Annotated in this window: 17 protein-coding genes and 1 other RNA gene; 9 read left to right on the forward strand and 9 right to left on the reverse strand. The window is 66.8% G+C overall.

Going from position 1 to position 19,530, the window contains the following annotated elements; translation table 11 throughout:
* Positions 1 to 98 precede the first annotated feature (98 nt).
* From GGR73_RS01915 to GGR73_RS01925, 3 genes are all read right to left on the reverse strand, one after another.
* Positions 99 to 1,475: an Hsp70 family protein gene (locus tag GGR73_RS01915; protein ID WP_184455413.1), complete on the reverse strand. Its 1,377-nt coding sequence runs from the start codon at positions 1,473 to 1,475 to the stop codon at positions 99 to 101.
* 124 nt (positions 1,476 to 1,599) lie between these two features.
* Positions 1,600 to 2,073, reverse strand: a complete 474-nt coding sequence (locus tag GGR73_RS01920; RefSeq protein WP_039511537.1) for an FKBP-type peptidyl-prolyl cis-trans isomerase — start codon at positions 2,071 to 2,073, stop codon at positions 1,600 to 1,602.
* Between the two features lie 281 nt (positions 2,074 to 2,354).
* On the reverse strand, positions 2,355 to 3,407 hold the full coding sequence (locus GGR73_RS01925; protein WP_104591244.1) for a cation diffusion facilitator family transporter: 1,053 nt from the start codon (positions 3,405 to 3,407) through the stop codon (positions 2,355 to 2,357).
* A 97-nt stretch (positions 3,408 to 3,504) separates the two neighbouring features.
* Between GGR73_RS01925 and GGR73_RS01930 the strand changes: the two genes are divergently transcribed.
* Complete coding sequence (locus tag GGR73_RS01930) at positions 3,505 to 3,840, forward strand: zinc ribbon domain-containing protein YjdM (RefSeq protein WP_039520205.1); 336 nt, start codon at positions 3,505 to 3,507, stop codon at positions 3,838 to 3,840.
* A gap of 117 nt (positions 3,841 to 3,957) precedes the next feature.
* On the opposite strand, the gene GGR73_RS01935 is transcribed toward GGR73_RS01930, so the two are convergent.
* From GGR73_RS01935 to GGR73_RS01950, 4 genes are all read right to left on the reverse strand, one after another.
* Positions 3,958 to 4,746: a hypothetical protein gene (locus tag GGR73_RS01935; protein WP_225874152.1), complete on the reverse strand. Its 789-nt coding sequence runs from the start codon at positions 4,744 to 4,746 to the stop codon at positions 3,958 to 3,960.
* A gap of 232 nt (positions 4,747 to 4,978) precedes the next feature.
* Positions 4,979 to 6,034, reverse strand: a complete 1,056-nt coding sequence (locus tag GGR73_RS01940; RefSeq protein WP_126965731.1) for a L,D-transpeptidase — start codon at positions 6,032 to 6,034, stop codon at positions 4,979 to 4,981.
* A gap of 378 nt (positions 6,035 to 6,412) precedes the next feature.
* Positions 6,413 to 6,488, reverse strand: a non-coding RNA gene (locus GGR73_RS01945) — sX9 sRNA.
* Between the two features lie 61 nt (positions 6,489 to 6,549).
* Positions 6,550 to 7,644: an alkene reductase gene (locus tag GGR73_RS01950; protein ID WP_054591645.1), complete on the reverse strand. Its 1,095-nt coding sequence runs from the start codon at positions 7,642 to 7,644 to the stop codon at positions 6,550 to 6,552.
* 246 nt (positions 7,645 to 7,890) lie between these two features.
* On the opposite strand from GGR73_RS01950, the gene GGR73_RS01955 reads away from it, so the two are divergent.
* The 6 genes from GGR73_RS01955 (at position 7,891) to GGR73_RS01980 (ending at position 13,313) form a co-directional block, all read left to right on the forward strand.
* Positions 7,891 to 9,099, forward strand: a complete 1,209-nt coding sequence (locus tag GGR73_RS01955; RefSeq protein ID WP_184455415.1) for an MFS transporter — start codon at positions 7,891 to 7,893, stop codon at positions 9,097 to 9,099.
* A 567-nt stretch (positions 9,100 to 9,666) separates the two neighbouring features.
* Positions 9,667 to 10,122 carry a PA2169 family four-helix-bundle protein gene (locus tag GGR73_RS01960; RefSeq protein ID WP_024937995.1) on the forward strand — a complete coding sequence of 152 codons (456 nt, stop codon included), beginning with the start codon at positions 9,667 to 9,669 and terminating at the stop codon, positions 10,120 to 10,122.
* Positions 10,123 to 10,378: 256 nt separating this feature from the next.
* Entirely contained in the window at positions 10,379 to 10,981 is a 603-nt protein-coding gene (locus GGR73_RS01965; protein ID WP_104552946.1) for a 2'-5' RNA ligase family protein, read from the forward strand.
* A gap of 35 nt (positions 10,982 to 11,016) precedes the next feature.
* Positions 11,017 to 11,625 (forward strand): HD domain-containing protein, encoded by a 609-nt coding sequence (locus tag GGR73_RS01970; protein ID WP_024937993.1) that lies wholly within the window; start codon positions 11,017 to 11,019, stop codon positions 11,623 to 11,625.
* A gap of 62 nt (positions 11,626 to 11,687) precedes the next feature.
* Positions 11,688 to 11,870, forward strand: a complete 183-nt coding sequence (locus GGR73_RS01975) for an oxidoreductase-like domain-containing protein (RefSeq protein WP_016903504.1) — start codon at positions 11,688 to 11,690, stop codon at positions 11,868 to 11,870.
* A 69-nt stretch (positions 11,871 to 11,939) separates the two neighbouring features.
* On the forward strand, positions 11,940 to 13,313 hold the full coding sequence (locus GGR73_RS01980) for a virulence factor family protein (protein WP_184455416.1): 1,374 nt from the start codon (positions 11,940 to 11,942) through the stop codon (positions 13,311 to 13,313).
* 1,012 nt (positions 13,314 to 14,325) lie between these two features.
* Here GGR73_RS01980 and mprF read toward each other — a convergent pair.
* Positions 14,326 to 16,890 carry a bifunctional lysylphosphatidylglycerol flippase/synthetase MprF gene (mprF, locus tag GGR73_RS01985; protein ID WP_065031816.1) on the reverse strand — a complete coding sequence of 855 codons (2,565 nt, stop codon included), beginning with the start codon at positions 16,888 to 16,890 and terminating at the stop codon, positions 14,326 to 14,328.
* Positions 16,891 to 17,151: 261 nt separating this feature from the next.
* Between mprF and GGR73_RS01990 the strand changes: the two genes are divergently transcribed.
* Both GGR73_RS01990 and GGR73_RS01995 read left to right on the forward strand, forming a co-directional pair.
* Positions 17,152 to 17,859: a DUF998 domain-containing protein gene (locus GGR73_RS01990; protein ID WP_184455418.1), complete on the forward strand. Its 708-nt coding sequence runs from the start codon at positions 17,152 to 17,154 to the stop codon at positions 17,857 to 17,859.
* Positions 17,860 to 17,870: 11 nt separating this feature from the next.
* Positions 17,871 to 18,218, forward strand: a complete 348-nt coding sequence (locus GGR73_RS01995; protein WP_016903508.1) for a RidA family protein — start codon at positions 17,871 to 17,873, stop codon at positions 18,216 to 18,218.
* A 228-nt stretch (positions 18,219 to 18,446) separates the two neighbouring features.
* Here the strand turns inward: GGR73_RS01995 and GGR73_RS02000 are convergent, their stop codons facing one another.
* Entirely contained in the window at positions 18,447 to 19,517 is a 1,071-nt protein-coding gene (locus GGR73_RS02000; protein ID WP_184455420.1) for an SAM-dependent methyltransferase, read from the reverse strand.
* Between the last annotated feature and the right edge of the window lie 13 nt (positions 19,518 to 19,530).

Raw genomic sequence — 19,530 nt, forward strand, 5'->3', positions numbered from 1 at the left:
TGCGCAATCGCGGCGGCACGGCAAGCGTGCCTTGCTGACAAGCCGGCTAAGCGGTATGCAGCAACCGTGCATTGTAACGGATGGGCGCCCGCGTTGCCTTAACCGTCCGACGGACGGGCCTGGCGGGCCGCCGCCCAGGCCAGACCCTGCACCACGCCGAAGGACGGATCGCCCTGCACCAGGCGCGATTGCGGGAACGCGGCAGCCACCGTGTCGCGGATATAGCCGGCACGCGACATGCCGCCGGTGAGGAACAGCGTGGCCGGCGGCGCATCCAGGTCGGCACGGACCTGCGCAAGCAAGTCTTCCAGTTCGCCCAGGTAGCTGGAAGCGGACGCAACCAGCGCGCTGGCCTGCACCTCTACTTCCAGCCCGCGTTCGATGAAGTCCAGCCCGGCCTGGTGCCGGTCGCGCTCGCTGAGCGCGATCTTGCAGGCTTCCACGCCGCGGTACAGGCGCGCGGTGTTGCCGGTGTCCTGCAGCGCCTGCAGGCGCTTGTCGAACGGGGCGGGGACGTCCTGGTACTTGTGCAGGCGGAATTCGCGCTGGCGGGTCATGTCCTGCACCATCGCCGCTTCCACGTAATGGTGGGTGGGCACGCGGGTGATGCCGCGGCCGAACAGCGGCATGTAGGCGGCCAGACTCAGCGCCAGATCGATATCGGTACCGCCGCGCGCGATGCCCCAGGCGCGGTGCACCTGCGGCGCGGCGCTGCCGCCGACGCTGGCATGGGCGATGTCGGTGGTGCCGCCGCCGATGTCCACCACCACGGTGTCGTGACGGCTGTCGTGGCTGACGTGGTAATGCATCGCGGCCGCTGCGGGTTCTTCGAGGAAATCCACGCTGTCGAAGCCGGCCGCGATGGCGGCGGTCTGCAGAATGTCCAGCGCCTGCGCGTTGCCGGCCTCGCCGATGGAACTGCGGAACTGCACTGGGCGGCCCAGCGTGGCGCTGCGGATGTTGATGTCGAACTGGCGCGAGGCGGTGAGCCGGATGTGTTCCAGCACATGCGTGGCGATGCCGGTGATGGTCTGGCGCGCACGCGGATGCAGGTTATAGCCCAGCATCGATTTGGGGCTCTGCACCAGGCTGCCTTCGCCTTCCAGGAAATACGCATCCAGCGCTTCGTCGCCGTAGACCGCGTTCTGCAGCAGGGCGGCGGAACTGCGCGGTTCGCGCACCTGCTCTTCCATCCACTGGCGGCGCACGATGCGGATCGCATCGCGGCGCAGGCTGTCGGTGCTGGACGTGCGGCCGGCCGCGGCGGCGTCGCGACGGCCGGAGTCGATCAGCCGCTCGACCTCGTATTCCAGCGCCGGAGTCAGGCTGAAATCGTCCGGGTCGCGCATGGTCTCGGGGAAATACACCGTGGTGCGGAACTGCAGGGCCTCGCCGAAGCGTACCGGTACCACCTGGCCATCGACGATCGCCGCAGCGGCGGAGTTGCTGGTACCGAAGTCGATGCCGAGTTTCATGCAAGCGGGCCTGTGAGCGGGCCGCGCACTTTACTACTTCTGCTGCCGGCGACGCCCATCGCGCTGCGTTCGGACGTCGCAGCAGCCGAACTGCCGCATGCCCGCAGGCACGCGGCACACCCAATCAGGCCGCGACGCTGGCGACCTGGCCTTCGTTCAGTTCTTCGGTGGTGGCTTCGCGCACCTCGATGACTTCGACCGCGAAATGCAGGGTCTGCCCGGCCAGCGGGTGGTTGCCGTCGACGGTGACCTGCTCCGGGCCCACCTCGGTGACGGTGACCAGCACCGGGCCCTGCTGGGTGCGCGCCTCGAACTGCACACCCGGCACGACCTCGACATCGGTCGGGAATGCCTCACGCGGTACCTGCTGGATCAACTGCTCATGGCGCGGGCCATAGCCCTGTTCGGGCACGACATCGGCAGTGAGTGTCTCGCCGACGCGCTTGCCGTCCAGCGCCTGTTCCAGGCCGGGCACGATGTTGCCGGCACCGTGCAGGTAGCTCAATGGCGCGTCCGGCGTCGAACGGTCCAGGACCTGGCCGCTGTCGTCGGAAAGGGTGTAATGAATGGTCGCAACGCGACCCTGGCTGATTTCCATCGGAAACCTCCATGACTTGTGATCGAGTGGGATGCGCCGGCTGACTCACGACGCCAAGAGGTGGTGCCCGCCTACCGTAGGCAATCGACCCGGATGATGCAACCGCAGCCGGGGCTGCGGTTAGGGCGAGGATCAGCTTGGTGGTGACGATGTCACCGCTGCGATGCAACTGCTTCCTACGCGATGCGTCGGTGCGTCGGTGCGAAGATGAGCCGATCGATGCGCGTCACGTGCGGCGTCTGGCCGCGTGGCGATGCACGCATTCCACGGCCTGCCGTGCACTAATCCTTCTCTGCTCCACGTTCGATCTGGGCGCGGCGCGCGTGCCAGGTTTCCGGCGTCTGCGGCTTGATGAACAGCGCGGTGAGCTCGGGATGCTGACGCTTGGCGGCCGCTTCGATGCGCCCGACGCAGGCTTCGATCTGTGGCGTGGTGCGGCTGTCTTCGAACTCGGCGCTCAACGCGGCGACCACCTGGTTCGGGCCCATCTGCATGGTCAGTACGCCGTTGGCGGCGCGCACATCCGGATCGCTGGCGGCAATGCGCAGTAGCGATTCGGTGACGTGCGCATGCGCGGGTTCGCCGATCAGCAGGCCCTTGGTTTCGCGCGCCAACAGGAAGGCGGTAAAGGCCAGCACGCAGGCGATGCCGATCGAGGCGATGCCATCGAGTTCGGGCATGTCCAGCAGCTGTGCGCCGGCCAGGCCCAGCACCGCCATGAACAGGCCGATCAAGGCGGCGCTGTCTTCGAGCAGCACGGTGAACGTGCTGGGGTCCTTGCTCTGCCGGAATGCCTGGAAATAGCCCATGCGGCCCTTCTTGGCGCGGAATTCGCGCAGCGCCACCACCCAGGAAATGCCTTCGAACACGATCGACACACCGAGCACGATGTAAGCGAGCAGATGGCTCTTGGCCGGCTCGGGATTGCGCAGATGCACGATGCCCTCGTACAGCGACACGCCTGCGCCCATCGCGAATACCAATAGCGCGACGATGAAACTCCAGAAGTACAGCTCACGCCCGTAGCCGAACGGATGGGTCGGCGAGGGGGCCTGCGCGGCGCGGCGCAAGCCGTACAGCAGCAACACTTCGTTGACGGTGTCCACCAGCGAGTGCACGCCTTCGCTGAGCATCGCCGAGCTGCCCGAAATGCCTGCGGCGATGAATTTTGCGATCGCGATGGCAAGGTTGCCGGCCAGCGCGACATAGACGACCAGATGCGAGCCGGTTTTCTTTGCCGCGCCCGGTTCGCCAGCCGTAGGCGCGGTGGATCCTGGCGCAGCGCCGGGGGCTTGGGGAAGCGATGGGTTGGGCACGTGCGACCTGCAGGGCATTCGACAAGCGCTGCACTATCGCGCTGGCGCCGTGCCGGAGACGTGATCGCGCGGCCGGGGCGCTACAATCCACGCCCGTTTTGAACCTAGGAATCGCATGTCTTCCGTTCCCGCCTGCCCGCAATGTGGCCTGGACAATACCTATGCCGATGGCGCGTTGCTGATTTGCGCAGACTGCGGCTTCGAGTGGAGCGCGGGCGAGTCCGCCGCGACTGCGACGGTGGTGCGCGACAGCAACGGCAACCTGCTGCAGGCCGGCGACACGGTGACCGTGATCAAGGACCTGAAGGTCAAGGGCTCGTCGATTCCGCTCAAGCAGGGCACGCTGATCCGCAACATCCGCCTGGTCGAGGACGATGCGGAGCACATCGAAGGCAATTCGGAAAAGATCAAGGGCCTGGTGCTGAAGACCTGTTTCCTGCGCAAGGCGTGAGCCGAGTGCGGAAGCAGCAACACCGCCCGCAGCGTGTGTAGGAGCGCGCTTGCGCGCGATGAGGCATGTTCGATAACGCTTCATCGCGCACAAGCGCGCTCCTGCGTTGCGGGTCGCTCAATCGCGCGGATACACCGCCGCCACCGTGCAACTCTGGCGCATCCGCGCGGCCAGGCCGCCACGCGTGGTGCTGAGGTCGCCCTGCTGGCCGGATCCGGCAGCCACGCCGGCAAGCGCCATTTCGTCGAGCACATCGACCTTGTCGCCGGGATTGCCGCAGATCGCATTCAGGCCCATGCCGGAGACGAAGCGGATCGGCGGCGCGCCGCTGAGTTCTCGGCAGCTGTCCATCAGTTCGACACGGTAGTGGCGATGCGTGCCGGGGTGACGTGGCGAGACTTCCACCACCAGGCCCTGGCCGTCTTCCGACCACGAACGCAGCATGCTGGGATTGAAGCAGTAGCTGGACGAACCGGCGAAATTGCGCCGGCGCGCTTCGCGCACGCTGACCCCATCCAGGGTCGGGATGCCGCTGTCGCGTTGCCGTGCCGCACTGGCGTATTCGCGCGCATTCAACGTGGCGATCTGGCTGACCGCGCAGTGCTGCTGGCCCGAGCGCACGTATGCCGGCGCACCGTTGCAGACCCAGCCGTGCGCCGCCAGCAGGCTCGCATCGGCTTGCGCGGCCAGTTGCGGGCAGTCCTGCGCCAGGCTGATGCGGAACAGCCGCCCGCCCTGTTCGGCCACTGCCAGCGTGCGCGGATCGGCTTGATGCAGCTCCGTCACCTTGCGCGCATCCAGGCACTCGGCGTTCGGTGCGGCAGGGCGCAGCGGCTCGGCCGCTGCGGTGGAGGACGCGTAACCGAATAGCGTGCTGCCGAGCAGAACCGCAGTGAGTAAACGCATCACGCACATCCTTGGCAATGAGGGATGTCCGCATCATCTGCCAAGCAGGTCGCGCTGACAATCGCAGCAACGCGCGTCGGGTCGCGGCGCTCAACAACACCGGGCGGGCCGCCAGCGCTCGGCACCGCCAGCGCATACGAGTGCATGCCGATGCCGGGCTGCACGCATGTGCGCGCGCAACCTCACGCGCGTCTTTCACTTTGCTGCCGCAATAACGCAGCGCAGCCTGCGCTCAGGGCGCCTCGGGCGGATCCGAATCCAGCACCTGCAACTTGCCGCCGGTGGTTTCGGGAAGGATGCGTTGGTCGGTGGCCACCAGCACCACACCAGGCGTCAGCAGCGGCAGCAGGCCGGCCAGGAATGCCGGCGGCACCTGCAGCCGCGCGATGGTGTCGGCATCCAGCGGCTGTCCTGCCGCGGCGCTGCTGCCGGGGATGCCGATGCGCATCCAGTTGGGCATGCGTTGACCGGGCAAGCCGGGCACTTCGCCAGGCAGGAAGCCCTGGCCGACGATGAACGCCTGAGTGCCCAGCGGCGCGGCGCCGGTCTGCGCGCGCAATGCCACTTGCGCGCGTCCGATTTCCACGCCGTTGCGATACACCACCAGTTGCTGATCGCTGCTGCTGACCAGCATCGAGATCGGGCCGGTGGGTGCCAGCGCCGGCTGCCATGCAAAGCTCTGGCCGTTGGGCAGCGGCAGCAATGCCCGCTGCGCACCGGTGGTCGGGTCGATCGGGCTGAGTGCACGGGGATGCACCACCGCGTCCGCATCCACGCCGGCCTGCGCGACCACCACCACCATGCCCATGTTGGAATTGTCGAACAGCAGCCGTGCGAATTCCGACGGCAGATGCACGCAGCCATGCGATTCCGGGTAACCGGGCAGGCCGCCTGCGTGCAGGGCCACGCCGTCCCAGGTCAGGCGTTGCTGATAGGGCATGGGCGCGGCGTTGTAGAGGTTGGAGCGGTGGTCCTTGTCCTTCTGCAGGATGGTGAACACACCGGTCGGTGTCTCGTGCCCGGGCTTGCCGGAGCTGATGGTGGAAACGCCGATCAGGATGCCGTTGCGATACGCATACGCGCGTTGCTCGGTGAGGCTGACGATCACCGCCATTGGCCCCCAGCCCTTGCTGACGCCGCCCCAGATCCATTCGCCCGGCTTGAGGTCGGCCGGCGCCGTTTCGGCAGGGCTGGACTGGCGCGCGCCCCAGAACGGCACCGCAAGCGCTGGCCCGCAGAACAGCAGCGTGCAAAAAACAATGGCAGTGAGCAGGGGCCGCATCGGGATTCCAGAGAGCAGTGTCGGCACGATCCTAGCGGGGCCGGGTGTACGCGTCATGTGGTCGCTACCGGGAGGGTTACGTTGCGAAGGCATCCGCGTTGCGAGGGGGCGTGCGGTGTACGCGTTTGCGTATTCGCCGAGCCTGGGGCGAACACACGCACAAGCGCCTGGCCTTGCGCGCCGGTTCAACGATTGACTTGGCAGATGCACGAGGACCGCCGCATTGCGCGGGCGATCGGGCAAGGGATGCGTATCGCGCTTGCACGAAATACCGGGCCGGCGACGTGCCCAGGTCCAACGTGCGCGTGCGGACCGGTCGATCCGATACGGCAGCTGCGCTCGCTTGATGCCGAGCGCAGCCGCTGTGTCGGCGAGACCTGGAGCGACTGACAAAATCTAACGATCAATCGTCAGGTGAGCGCGGACGGCGCGCAGCAACCGGAATGTACGCGTGGTACATCCCGATTCCGGACATCGGTCGCGCCTGCCTGGCGGTGAGCGCAGGCGTCTTGCAGCCGCGCTCAGTTCGGCAGGGCGGGGTAGTCGGTGTAGCCCTTGGCACCACCGCCGTACAGGGTGGCCTGGTCGAGCTCGGCCAACGGGGCGTTCTCGCGCAGGCGACGCACCAGATCCGGGTTGGCGATGAACGGCCGGCCAAAGGCGATCGCATCGGCGTAACCGCTGTGGATGGCGTGGTCGGACAGCGCCTTGTCGTAGCTGTTGTTGGCGATCCAGGCGCCGTCGAACTTTGCGCGCAGCGCGGCATAGTCGAAGGCGACGTTGTCGCGCGCACCGCCGGTTGCGCCTTCGATCACGTGCACGAAGGCCAGCCCGCCGATCAGGTTGAGACGCTCCACCGCACGTTCGAACAGCGGCTGCGGATCGGAGTCATGCATGCCGTACACCGGCGTGACCGGCGACAGCCGAACACCGGTGCGTTCGGCGCCGATCTCGTCGGCGATCGCCTGCACCACTTCGGTCAGCAGGCGGGTGCGATTTTCGATGTCGCCGCCGTACGCATCGGTGCGCTGGTTGGAGCCGTCACGCAGGAACTGGTCGAGCAGGTAGCCATTGGCCGCATGCACTTCCACGCCGTCGAAGCCGGCATCGATGGCGTTGCGCGCGGCGATGCGGTAGTCCTCGATCAGGGCGGGGATTTCGTCCAGCGCCAGCGCGCGCGGCTCGGAGACATCTTGGAAGCCGTCCTTGGTGTAGGTCTTGCCTTCGGCGCGGATGGCGCTGGGCGCCACCGGCGATTCGCCCGGCGGCAGCACGCTGGTGTGCGAGACGCGGCCCACATGCCACAGCTGCAGCACGATCTTGCCGCCACGGCGATGCACTTCATCGGTGACCGCACGCCAGCCCTGGACCTGCTCGGCGGTGTGAATGCCGGGCGTATCCAGGTAGCCCTGACCCAGCGGGCTGATCTGCGTGCCTTCGGCCACGATCAGGCCGGCACTGGCGCGTTGGCCGTAGTACTCGGCGGCGAGCGGCGAGGGCACCTGCCCGGCGACGGCGCGATTGCGCGTCAGCGGCGCCATGATCACGCGGTTGGCAAGATCCAGTGCGCCCAGGCGCACGGCGGAAAACAAAGGGGACTCGGTGGATTTGGACATCAGCAACCAATTGGGTGTGGATCACGCGCCAGGCGCGACACCGCGCCGATCGCGAGTGCCCCCTAGCGATGGTGGCGAAGCAGCGCCGATTCGAGCGATAGCGATAGGACACTGCGTCTCCTGGCGCGTCGAAAGCGGCCAGACTGTGACGTGCCGGGGCCTGGCGCTGAATCGCAGCAGACGCCGCGCTTCCGTCGATTGCTGCGTTGCACAATAATAAGCCGCCCCGTCATCCTGGAGTCGGGCATGTCCGATACCGATCTTTCAACGCCGCCCGTGTCACGGCGCGACTACGTGCTGATCCTGTTTGCGTTGGCGATGGGCGGCTTTGCGATCGGCATCAGCGAATTCTCCACCATGGGCCTGATGACCCAGATCGCGCAGGGCCTGCAGATCAGCGAGCCGCAGGTTGGCCACGTGATCAGCGCCTATGCGCTGGGTGTGGTGGTCGGTGCGCCGTTGCTGGCGATTATTGGCGCGCGCTGGCCGCGGCGCACCTTGTTGCTGCTGCTGATGGTGTTATACGCGCTGGGCAATCTGGCCAGCGCCTTGGCGCCGAGCTATCACACGATGTTGCTGTGCCGTTTCATCGCCGGCTTGCCGCATGGCGCGTACTTCGGCGTTGCTTCATTGGTGGCCGCGTCGATCAGCCCGCCCAACCAACGCGCCACTGCGGTGGGCCGGGTATTGCTGGGCCTGAGCATTGCCTTGCTGGTCGGCAATCCGTTGGCGACCTGGCTGGGTCAGATCGTGAGTTGGCGGTGGGCCTACGCGGCGGTGTCGGTGCTTGCGCTGTGCACGGTTGCGGCAGTGGCGGCGCGCCTGCCGCCCGCGCCGGACGAGCCGCGGCAACAGCCGCTGCGTGAGCTGCGCGCGTTCAATCAGCCGCAGGTATGGCTGGCCCTGGCGATCGGCGCGGTGGGTTTTTCCGGCATGTTCTGCGTCTTCAGTTATCTGGCGCCCACCCTGACCGCGGTGACCGGCGTGGAGCCGGCGCGGATCCCGCTGGCGATGGTGGCGTTCGGGGTCGGCGGCGTGCTCGGCAGCATCCTGGGCGGCTGGCTGTTCGACCGCATGCAGTTCCGCGCGGTGCCGGTATTGCTGGTGTGGTCGGTGGTGGTGATGCTGACCTTTCCGTTGGCTGCGCAGTCGGGCCTGTGGGTGTTTGTGTCCATCGTGGCGGTCGGCACCATGGGCGCACTGGCACCTGCGCTGCAGACGCGCCTGATGGATGTGGCCGCGGAGGCGCAGACCCTGGCAGCGGCGTCCAACCATGCCGCATTCAATACCGCCAATGCGCTGGGCCCGTGGCTGGGCGGTATGGCGATCACCGCCGGGTGGGGCTGGACCTCAACCGGCTACGTGGGCGCGGCCACTGCGCTGGGCGGCTTGCTGGTGTATGCGCTGGCGGTCTGGCAGGAGCGCCGCCAGCGCGCGTCGCTGGCAAGCTGCTGAGGCGCTGCCGGCCTGCACTGCCTGCTGCAGTTGGAGTGATGAGTGGCAGAGCTGGCAGATGGCGTGCTGGCCGCGACGTTGGTCACTGCAGGACGCAAGGCCATATCCACGGCCAACTCACGAGCGCACGTCGAGACTGCATGCTCCACTGCAAGCGGACCGTACAGCGCCATGACCGAACACACGCCACCGCCCCGGAAGCGCGGCAAGCCCAAGGGTAAATCCGCCTCCACGCCGCTGACCGCAAGCTAAAAAGCCGCTGCCAAGCAGCGCGCCGAGGAGGCCGGTCGCCCCTATCCCAACCTGGTCGACAATATGTGGGCGAGCCGGCAGCCAAGGTAGGTTTGACCTGCTCTTGGCATCGATGAATCGCCATTCATTGCCTGCATGATCGCGTGAGGACAATCACCACATCACTCACATGTCGATTATGTGTGTCCCGCCAAGCTAAGGCCGTACACAACGCCAAGGCATGCAATCAGCACATCGATTGCCTCATCCCCGAAAGCCAGCGCAGACGCATCCACCAACCGCGCAGCGCTGGCCTATCGCAACCAGGAGCGACACATGAGCATTCAGAGCAAGACCGAGCATAGCCTCAACGACCTCATCGCCATTTCCCGCGACGGCAAGGACTTCTACGAAGAAGCGGCTGCCAAGGTGGGCGATGCGGAACTTGCAACGCTGTTCCGCCGCATCGCCGGCGTGAAGTCCGACATCGTCAGCAATCTGAGCAGTGTGGTTGCATCGGTCGGTGGCAAGCCGGAAACCAGCGGCACCATGGTCGGCAGCATGCAGCAGTTCTACGGCAAGGTGCGCGCTACGCTGGGCGATACCAAGTACGGCTACGTTGCCGAGCTGGAAGAGTCCGAAGATCGCCTGTTGAAGGCGTTCGACGAAACCATCGCCGACCAGGATACCCCGGCCGCTGCGCGCGACGCCGCACTGCGTCTGTTGCCGGAAGTGCGCGCATGTCACGACGTGATGCGTAACCGCAAGCATGCGATGAAGAACGCCGCGTAAGCTGCGTGCGTGACCCAGGCGCATCCAGGTGATGCAGCTTGCGGAGTGAACCGATAAAGGCGGAAACGGGCAGCGCAAGCTGCCCGTTTCTTTTTGTGTCGCGAGTGGTCAATGCTGCGCGGTTGTTGTTCCACGCATTGCACGCGTTCCACGTTTTTGCATTGGCATTGAATGCGTGTCACGCATGCATCTGGTCTGCTAGTATCCGCCGCCCTTCTTCCCGGCAGGTCCGCGTACGCGGTCGTGGAATCAGCCCATGCAACAGCAGTTCCTGTACCTGTCCTCGGCCGAGGCGCAGTTGTCGCTCGGCCTCGGTGAGGAGAAGACCACCGAGCGCCTGTTCTTTGCGGTGATGGCCGATGCGGCCACCGGTCAACGCGCTGCGGCGATCGCCGATGGGCTGCTGCACAATGGTCATGTCGATGGCAAGCCGCTGGCGCGCGAGCGCTTGCATGTGACCCTGCATCATCTGGGCGATTACGCTGGCGGCTTGCCGCCTTCGCTGGTGAGCCGCGCCAGTCAGGCAGCCGAGCGCGTGGTGTTGGACGCGTTCGAAGTGGAGTTCGATCGGGTCGGCACCTTCGGCGGCCGGCGCTCGCAGCTGCCATGCGTGCTGCGTGGCGAAGACAAGGTGCGCGGGCTGTACGAACTGCAGGGCGCGCTGGGCCGGCAGCTGGCGCATGCGGGCATTGCCGGCGACGCGCAGTACACGCCGCATATGACGCTGCTGTATTGCAACCAGTCATTGCCGCAACGGCGCTGCGATGCGCTGGCGTGGACGGTGCGCGAGTTCGCGCTGGTGCGCAGCTTCCTGGGCCAGTCGCGTTACCAGATCGAAGGGCAGTGGGCGCTGCGCTGATGTGCAGGCAGATGCGTACGCGGTAGCCTGCGTGCATGGATGCCACCACCACACCACTGCCACTGCAGCCCGAGCACCTGGCCGCGCTCGAACAGGCCTATGCCACGCCACCGCGCGCCTATCACCACTTCGGCCATGTGCGTGCGCTGCTGCAGCACTACGCCGAGGTCGCCGCCGGGCCGGGTTGGCAGCAGCCGGTCGAGGTCTGGCTGGCGGTACTGTTTCACGATGCGGTGTATCAGCCCGGGCGCAGCGACAACGAGGCAGAATCCGCCAACTGGGCGGTGGACTGCATCCCGCGCTGGTGGCCGCAGGCATCGGTGGATCTGCAGCGCGTGCAGCGCCTGATTCTGCTCACCGCACGCCACGGACAACTGCAGCCGGCGGACGTGGACGCCGAAGCGGCGTTGTTCCTGGACTGCGACATGGCGATCCTGGCCGCACCGGCAGCGGTGTTCGATGCGTATGACGAGGGCATTGCCGCCGAATACCGTGGGCATGTCCCCAGCCTGCTGTTCCGGCTCAACCGCAGGCGCTTTCTGGCCGGCCTGCTCGAGCGTCCGCGCATCTTCCTGAGCGACTACTTCCATGCGCGCTGCGACGCTGCGGCGCGGGCCAATCTGCGCCGGCGACTGGGGCGCTGACCTGGCACGCTGCGCGCTGTGGTTCATCCAGGCGCAGCCATGGCGCACGCTACAATGCGCGCATGCACGACCGCGCAGCTTCCGATCACGATCCACGCCCGCAGCCGCCCGAGCCGCCTGCGCCCAACGAGTGCTGCGAAAGCGGTTGCCCGCTGTGCGTGCACGATCTTTACGCGGAAGACCTGGCGCGCTACCGGCAGGCCTTGGCCGCCTGGGAAGCGCGTCAGCGAGCACATGCGCGATAAGCGAAGCGCCGCGCTTCGCGTGGCCGCCTGGAACGATTATCTTTGAACCACTTTTCCCGATGGTGCGACATGCGACGACTTGAGATGTGGAGCGCGCTCTGCGGCGCGGCGGTGTTGACGCTATCGGGCATGGCGGCTGCGCAGACCACGCAGCCAGTGAGCCACGGCCGCTTCGAGCAGGTACCGGTGCTGATGCCCAAGGGCGAGCCGCAGCGCGTGGTGATCTGGCTGACTGGCACCGGCAACAACGTCAAGCGCCAGACCCAGGCAGAAAGCCTGCGCGCCGATGGCGCGATGGTGGCGATGGTGGATACCGCGCATCTTTACGCGGTGCTGCGCAAGGCCGGCGGTACCTGCGCGTTCTCGGTCGGCGATGTGGAAAATTTCTCGCGCTACGTGCAGGCCTTCTACCACATTCCCACCTACCGCCTGCCGCTGCTGGTCGGCGACGGCGAGGGGGCTGCGCTGGCCTATGCGATCGCGGCGCAAGCCAAACCGCATGTGCTGGCCGGCGTGCTGACCGACGGGCTCTGCCCGGCGACGGTGTCCGACCAGGCGATCTGTCAGCCGGGCGTGCGCCCGGGCAGCAGCACGCTGCTGCCGGTGCCGTTGCAGATTCCCTGGGTGCTTGCCGGCAGCCAGGACAAGCGTTGCCCGGCCGCGGCCGAAGACGGCTTCCTCAAGCAGGTGCCGCAGGCACGCACGTTCACGCGTTCGGCGCAGGGCGACATTCTGCCGGGCCTGCGCGCAGCGGCACGTTCGCTGGGCGAGCAGAAGGGCGTGGCACTGCCGCCACCGCCGGGCGGGCTGGAAGACCTGCCGGTGGTGCAGCTGCCGGCCAAGCCCGATGGCGACAGCGACGACGACACCTTCGTGATCTTCGTCTCCGGCGACGGTGGCTGGGCAGGTCTGGACGAAGAGGTGGCCGATGCGTTGGCCGCGCAGGGCATTCCGGTGGTCGGCCTGGATTCGCTGCGTTACTTCTGGACCGAGCGCACACCGCAGGGCTTTGCCACCGATCTGGATCGCATCGCGCGTTTCTATGCGCAGCGCTGGCAACGTCAGCGGGTAGTGCTGATCGGCTTCTCGCAGGGCGCGGACGTGTTGCCGGCCGCAATCAACAAGCTACCGGCGCAGACCAAGCAGAACCTGCGCATGACCGCGCTATTGTCGGTGGGCAAGCTGGCCGATTACGAATTCCATGTCAGCAACTGGCTGGGCTCGGACGATGAAGGCCTGCCGATCGCGCCGGAAGTGCAGCGTCTGCCCGCCGGCACCACCGTGTGCATCTACGGCCAGGACGATCAGGACGCGCTCTGCCCAAGCCTGCCGGCACAGGCCGCCAAGCGGGTCGCGCTGCCGGGTGATCACCACTTCAAGGGCGATTACGCGACCCTGGCCAAAGTGATCATGGAGCAGCTGCACGCGCTGTCGAAGCCGTAAGCGAGCGCGGCATGTCTGACCTGGTTCGGTCCAACTCCAGGCCGAACCAGGTCAACAACCCGGTCGTCACCGTTCGGTTTGGCCCCCCTGCAGCCCAGCAGGCACCTGCATTTCTTTCCGCAACCGACACCAACTGGTGGTGCTTGCGCGCGTGCCGGTGTGGGACCTTGAGCGGCATGGATGCCGCGCCAGAGCCTACACGGACATACTTGCGGCGTGTCCCACACCGGTACGCGTGCAAGCGCCGCAGCAGACCGAAGCATTCGCGCGTAAACGAAAGATGCTCTGCACAGATTGATCGGTGTGCGGAGCTGGTCGGCGGCGCGGCGCCGCATCCGGTGTCGGGACACGCCGTGAATCCATCCATGCAGGCTCGGTGGCGACATCCATGTCGCCACACGGTCCCGCCCCCGGACGCGGCACCACGCTCCCAGCGTTGCCACTGCTGATCGGCAAGCAATGCTTCAAGCACGTGTTGATGCCTGCGGACTTCGTGGCCGATGTAATCGGCAAGCCATCTACCTGCTGTCATGGCGCCAAAAAGTGGTGACGTTCCGAAGGATCTGCAGCGCCAACACGCCCTTCGCATTTCTTTCCGCAACCGACAACAACCGGTGGTGCTTGCGCGGGTGCCGGCGTGGGACCTTGAGCGGCATGGATGCCGCGCCAGAGCCTACATGGACGTACTTGCGGCGTGTCCCACGCCGGTACGCGTGCAAGCGCCCGCAGTAGACCGAAGCATTCGCGTGGGACCCCAGATGTCGTGCGCAAGATTGATCGGTGTGCGAAGTCGGTCGGCGGCGCGGCGCCGCATCCAGTGTCGGGACACGCCGTGAATCCATCCATGCAGGCTCGGTGGCAACATCCATGTCGCCACATGGTCACGCCCCCGGACGCGGCACCACGCGCCCAGCGTTGCCACTGCCGATCGGCAAGCAATGCCTTCAGGCACACGTGCAAGCGCCCGCAGCAGAGCGAGGCATTCGCGTAAAACCGCAGGTATCGAGCGGCCTTACTCCTGCCGGCCCGGATCCGCCGAGATCAATCGGGTGACATCCAGTAGTGCCGCCGGCAGATGCATGCCACCGGGCGCGACCAGATAGCGCGGGCGCCAGGTCGGGGCGAACTTCGACTTGAAGCGGCGCAGGCCGCTGAAGCCATAGAAACGCTCGCCATGACGTGCGACCAGGCTGGCGAAGCGATTCCAGCGGCCGGCCAGGCGATGCTCGGCCAGGCCCGACAGCGGTGCCATGCCCAGCGAGAAGCGCGTATAGCCATTGGCTTGCCCCCACAGGAACAGCTCGATGAACAGGAAATCCATCGTGCCCTTGGGTGCCTGCGCGCTGTGCCGCATCAGGTCCACCGACAGCTCGCCACCGGCCGGCGCCCACCACACATTGGCGAAGGCCACGATTTCGCCTTCCGCCTCGGCCACTGCCACCGGGAAGCGGCGCAGATAATCCGCATCGAAGCTGCCCAGCGAGAAGCCCTTCTCTTCGCCGGACTTTTCTTCCAGCCATTGCTCGGACACTTCGGACAGGCGCGGCAGTACTGCGTCCACCTGTTCGGGCTGCAGCATGCGGAAGGTCAGGCCGCCGCGCTTGCCGCGGTTCCAGGCCTGGCGCAGATCGGCGCGGTCGCGGCCTTCCAGGGTGAAGCCTTCCAGCGGCACGATCGCCTCTTCGCCCAGTTTGACCAGGGTCAGGCCCATGTCGAGATAGGTCTGCCAGTATTTTTCGCCGACCTGGTAGAACACCGGGCGCAGGCCCATATGGTCGGCCTCCTCGCGGAAGCGCCAGATCAGGGCGCGCGCGACCTCCGGTGGGCCGACCGGGTCGCCCATCGAGATCAGCGAGCCACCGTAACGCTGCATCATCACAAACCCGCGGCCCTGCTCGTCGAGCAGGAAGGCCTTGTCGCCGGTCAGCGCCAGACAGGCCTGGGTGTCGGTGCTGATGGCCAGGATCGGCGCCAGCGTCTGCAGGGTCTGCGCATCGGCGGACGGCATCGGGCGGCGGCCGCCACGCAGCAGGCGCGCCATGCCGAACACGATCACGCCCACGCACAGGATCAGCGCCGCGCGCAGCGCACGCGGTGCATTGGCCGAGGTGGCGAATTCCCACCACAGGTCGTTGCTGTATTCGACGTGGCTGTAGACGAAGAACAGCAGCCAGAACGTGGCCACCAGCACCAGGCCGAGGTTGCTCAGCCAGCGCCACGACCAGGCTTCGTCCAGTAGCGCGCCCTGGCGGTAGAACTCGCGGCGTGCCGCCCACAGCGCCACTGCGGCCAGTGCCGCCGACAACGACACCGAGATATGGCTGCCGCGCAACAGCGACAGCGGCGGCAGCAGGATGCACACGCCCAGCGCGAGCACCCAGGCCGCATGGCTGCGGCGTTGCAGGCCCTGGCCGATCAGCAGCAGCACCATGCCGCCCAGGCTGACCAGCAGATGCGAGGTTTCGATCAGCGGCAGCGGCGCCACTTCCTGGCGCGCGCGCGGAGTGGGCAAGGTGCCGTCGATGACCAGCGCGGCGCCCACCGCAAACACCGCCAACGCCAGGATCTGCGGCAACCACGGGCGCAAGGCCTTCCATACCGTGCGTGCGGTGCTGGCGCTGGCACGCACCGGTGCGCCCAGGCCGGAGGCTGCCGCCATCGCCACCGAGATCAGCAGCGGCACGATGTAGTAGGTGACCCGGTAGGCCAGCGCGGCGGCCAGCACCGCGGCGGGGGTGACATGCGGCAGCAGCTTGAGCAGGCTCCACTCGAACACGCCCAGGCCGGCCGGCACCGTGGAGATCAGCCCGGCGACCACCGCCACCAGCCAGATGCCGATAAACCCGAAGTAGCCGGTGCCTGGGTCCGGCGGCAGCAGCACGTAGAACGCGGCGGCCGCCAGGCCCAGCTCGACCACGCTCAGCGCGGTCACGCCCAGCACCGTGGTGCGGTCGGGCAGCCAGAAGCGATGACTGCGGATCCCGAATTCGCGGCCCTGTCTGCCGACCAGCCCCAGCATCGCGACGTAGCCGACCAGCAAGGCGATACCGGCGATGCGGATGCCTTCTGCGGTGATCGGCAAGGCACGTGCAGCCGCTTCCGGTTCCAGCAGCAGCGCCAGGCCAAGCAACACCCAGGCGCCGAAGACGAAGCCCAGCGTGCTCATCAGCACCACCTGGCCGATCTCGGCCAGGGTCAGCCCGACGCTGCCATAGCCGCGCAGGCGGACCGCGCCGCCGGTCAGGGCGGCAAAGCCCAGCGTCTGCCCCACCGCATGCGCCATGAAGGCGGTGATGCCCACGCGCGCCGGATGCAGCCGCTTGCCGGTGCGCTTGAGCCCGACCCAGTCAAAGCCCACCAGGCAGGCGTAGCTGCTCAAGCCCAGCAACAGGGTGAGCGCGATCTGGCCGGCACCCAGGGCGCGGAAGGCCTGGCGGATCTGCCGATAGCCATGGTCGGTGAATTGCCCCGACAGCGCGTGCAGCGCCATTGCCAGGATTGCCAGGCTGATGATCACCGGCAAGGCGCGGCGCCACCCGCTGGCCGGCGCTTGGGAAGACACGGAGGTATCCGTCATGAGGGAAACGGGATCTGCTGAAGGGGAAGAAGGGCACATGCACGGTGCGTGCCGCGCGGGCGGTTGCTCTGCATGGGACGGTCGGTGTCAAGGTACATGCAGGGTGATCGCACGGATGCCGAATGAGGTGAACGCAGGGTTCGGTCGCGCCGACAGGTGTCGGCTCAGGACGGCCGCGCGCATCATAGGGCATCGCCGCGCCCGCGTGCCGCAGGAGACCGACATGGACACGATGACCGTTGCAACACAGACAGGCTGCTGATGGAAGATCAACACAACAGCGGCACTGTGATGCCACCCAGGTCGGCCTGCCCGCCACGCTGGGCCGGGCAGGCCGGCGCAGTCGCCGCCTGCATGGGCCTGGCCTTCATCGCCTTGATCCTGCTGCTGCAATCGCTGCGCGGCGATCTGGACTGGATCGACGCACAGCTGAGCGCGTATCTGCACGGTGCCTACGGCCTGCTGCTGCGCACGGCGTATTGCGTGCTGGCTGCGGCGATGGCGTGGATGGCGCTGGGCCTGCATGCGGCACTTGCACCGCCCGCGCGCAGCCGCGCCGTGGTGGGGCTGTTCTGGGCGGCGGCGGTGGGCCTGTGCATGGTGTCGATCGGCGATAGCTGGATGCCGGAGCTGGCGCCCGACGCGGCCGTGGCAGTGCACCTGCTCTCGGCCGACATGACGTTTCTGTGCGTGATCGCGGCGGTATTGCTGCAGTCCTGGTACTTCCGCCGCGACCGGATGTGGCAACGCCACTTCGCCACCGCGTTCGGCCTGGGGCTGTGCGCATTTGCGGTGTTGCTGTTCCACGTCACGGTCACCGGCGCGCCGCTGGGCATCAGCCAGAAGAGCGCCATCGTGTTGATCGTGGCCTGGATGGTGCGGGTGGGGGCGTGGTTGGCGCAGCACGTGCGCGCCGGGGCTGCACGTTTGCCGCATTCGCGGGACAATGCCCGGGTCAATCAACCGTAGGAAGTCTGAAAATGCTGCAGCGATTCGATGCGGGTCCGCGGATGTCGGAAATGACCGTCCATGGCGGCGTGTGCTACCTGGCAGGCCAGATTGCCGAAGACACCAGCCAAGACATCACCGGGCAGACCCGCCAGGTGCTGGGCGAAATCGACAAGCTGCTCGCGCAGGCGGCCAGCGACAAGACCAAGATCCTGCGTGCGGAAATCTTCCTGGCCGACATCGCCGATTTCGACGGCATGAACAAGGCCTGGGACGAATGGGTGCCGCACGGCTTCACCCCGGCGCGGGCCACGGTCGAAGCCAGACTGGCGCGGCCGGAATGGAAGGTGGAAATCGTGATCACCGCTGCGGCGAGCTGATCGCAGCGCGGCGCGCGGCTCGATCGCGCGCCGACGTCGCGTCATCTGCGCGTATGCGCTCGAACATGCAGCGCAGCGTTGGTGGACGACAGCGGCGAAGAACCGCTCACACGTTTGCTTGGCAGGACCGCCAGCGCGCTTGTCGGCGCACCCCATGAGTGGAACGCCGACATGTCGCGCTTCACTCACGCGGGCCGCCTCGTCGTTTCGATGCGCGCGCGTGCGTAATCAGCGTTTGACGAAGCGGTAATGCGCCACGCTCCATTCGCGGCCCTGGTCGTAACCGAACAGCTCGGCGCAGGCCAGCCAGAACATCCGCCAGCGCTGCCACCAGCGCTGCGCATCGTCGCCATAGGTCTGCCGCAGTAGCGGCATGATCTGCTCGCGGTGGCGGTCCTGGTTTTCCAGCCAGGCGTTGGCGGTTTTTTCGTAATGCTCGCCCGATAGCACCCAGCGCTGTTCGATGACCACGTCCTGCTGGAAATGCAGCAGGGTATCGGCCGCCGGCATCAACCCGCCGGTGAAGAAATGCCGTCCCATCCAGTTGTCTTCGCCGGCCACTTCGAACGGGTAGGCCAGGTCGCGGTGGCAGAAGATATGCACGAACAGCTTGCCACCTGGCGCCAGCCAGCTGCCGACGCGCGCCAGCAGCTCGCGGTAGTTGCGCATGTGTTCGAACATCTCCACCGACACCACGCGGTCGAAGTTGCCCGGCGGCAGCGCCAGCGCGTTGACGTCGGCGGTGATGACTTGCACGTTGCTCAATCCGCGCACCCGGCATTGCTCCAGGATGTGCGCGCGCTGCGGACGCGAGTTGGACACCGCGGTGATGGTGGCGCCGGGATAGCGCTCGGCCATCCACAAGGTCAGCGAGCCCCAACCGCAGCCCAGCTCCAGAATGCGTTGGCCATCGGCCAGTTCGGCGCGCTCGCCGTACAGCGCCAGCATGCGTTCTTCGGCCGCATCCAGATCCGGCGTGGTGGCGTCCCAGTAGCAGCTGCTGTACTTGAGCCGGCGACCCAGGCACAGGGTGAAGAACTGCGGCGGCAATTCGTAGTGCTGGCGATTGGCGGCATCGGTTTCGATCGCGATGGCGCTGGCACGCAGGCTGTCGATGAAGGCGCGTTGGCGCTCGCCGCTGGCGTCGGCACCGCCGGTACGCTCATCGCGCAGACGTTGCGCACACAGCCGGCGGATGCCGTAACGCAGTGCGGCGTCGGGGAGCACGCCGGATTCCGCCAGCCGGGTGGCGAAGGATTCTTCGGGCAGCGAGGAGGGCGGGATGGTGACAGTGGACATACGACTCTCCAGG

This window comes from Xanthomonas sp. F14 (genome assembly GCF_014199865.1).

What these genes read in the sequence shown, in the direction of transcription:
- GGR73_RS01955 (WP_184455415.1), top strand. Translation starts at nt 7,891, where the DNA reads ATGTCCGATACCGATCTTTCAACGCCGCCCGTGTCACGGCGCGACTAC.
- GGR73_RS01980 (WP_184455416.1), top strand. Translation starts at nt 11,940, where the DNA reads ATGCGACGACTTGAGATGTGGAGCGCGCTCTGCGGCGCGGCGGTGTTG.
- GGR73_RS01990 (WP_184455418.1), top strand. Translation starts at nt 17,152, where the DNA reads ATGGAAGATCAACACAACAGCGGCACTGTGATGCCACCCAGGTCGGCC.
- mprF (WP_065031816.1), bottom strand. Translation starts at nt 16,890, where the DNA reads ATGACGGATACCTCCGTGTCTTCCCAAGCGCCGGCCAGCGGGTGGCGC.
- GGR73_RS01935 (WP_225874152.1), bottom strand. Translation starts at nt 4,746, where the DNA reads ATGCGTTTACTCACTGCGGTTCTGCTCGGCAGCACGCTATTCGGTTAC.
- GGR73_RS02000 (WP_184455420.1), bottom strand. Translation starts at nt 19,517, where the DNA reads ATGTCCACTGTCACCATCCCGCCCTCCTCGCTGCCCGAAGAATCCTTC.
- GGR73_RS01975 (WP_016903504.1), top strand. Translation starts at nt 11,688, where the DNA reads ATGCACGACCGCGCAGCTTCCGATCACGATCCACGCCCGCAGCCGCCC.
- GGR73_RS01930 (WP_039520205.1), top strand. Translation starts at nt 3,505, where the DNA reads ATGTCTTCCGTTCCCGCCTGCCCGCAATGTGGCCTGGACAATACCTAT.
- GGR73_RS01965 (WP_104552946.1), top strand. Translation starts at nt 10,379, where the DNA reads ATGCAACAGCAGTTCCTGTACCTGTCCTCGGCCGAGGCGCAGTTGTCG.
- GGR73_RS01920 (WP_039511537.1), bottom strand. Translation starts at nt 2,073, where the DNA reads ATGGAAATCAGCCAGGGTCGCGTTGCGACCATTCATTACACCCTTTCC.
- GGR73_RS01925 (WP_104591244.1), bottom strand. Translation starts at nt 3,407, where the DNA reads ATGCCCTGCAGGTCGCACGTGCCCAACCCATCGCTTCCCCAAGCCCCC.
- GGR73_RS01960 (WP_024937995.1), top strand. Translation starts at nt 9,667, where the DNA reads ATGAGCATTCAGAGCAAGACCGAGCATAGCCTCAACGACCTCATCGCC.
- GGR73_RS01950 (WP_054591645.1), bottom strand. Translation starts at nt 7,644, where the DNA reads ATGTCCAAATCCACCGAGTCCCCTTTGTTTTCCGCCGTGCGCCTGGGC.
- GGR73_RS01995 (WP_016903508.1), top strand. Translation starts at nt 17,871, where the DNA reads ATGCTGCAGCGATTCGATGCGGGTCCGCGGATGTCGGAAATGACCGTC.
- GGR73_RS01915 (WP_184455413.1), bottom strand. Translation starts at nt 1,475, where the DNA reads ATGAAACTCGGCATCGACTTCGGTACCAGCAACTCCGCCGCTGCGGCG.
- GGR73_RS01970 (WP_024937993.1), top strand. Translation starts at nt 11,017, where the DNA reads ATGGATGCCACCACCACACCACTGCCACTGCAGCCCGAGCACCTGGCC.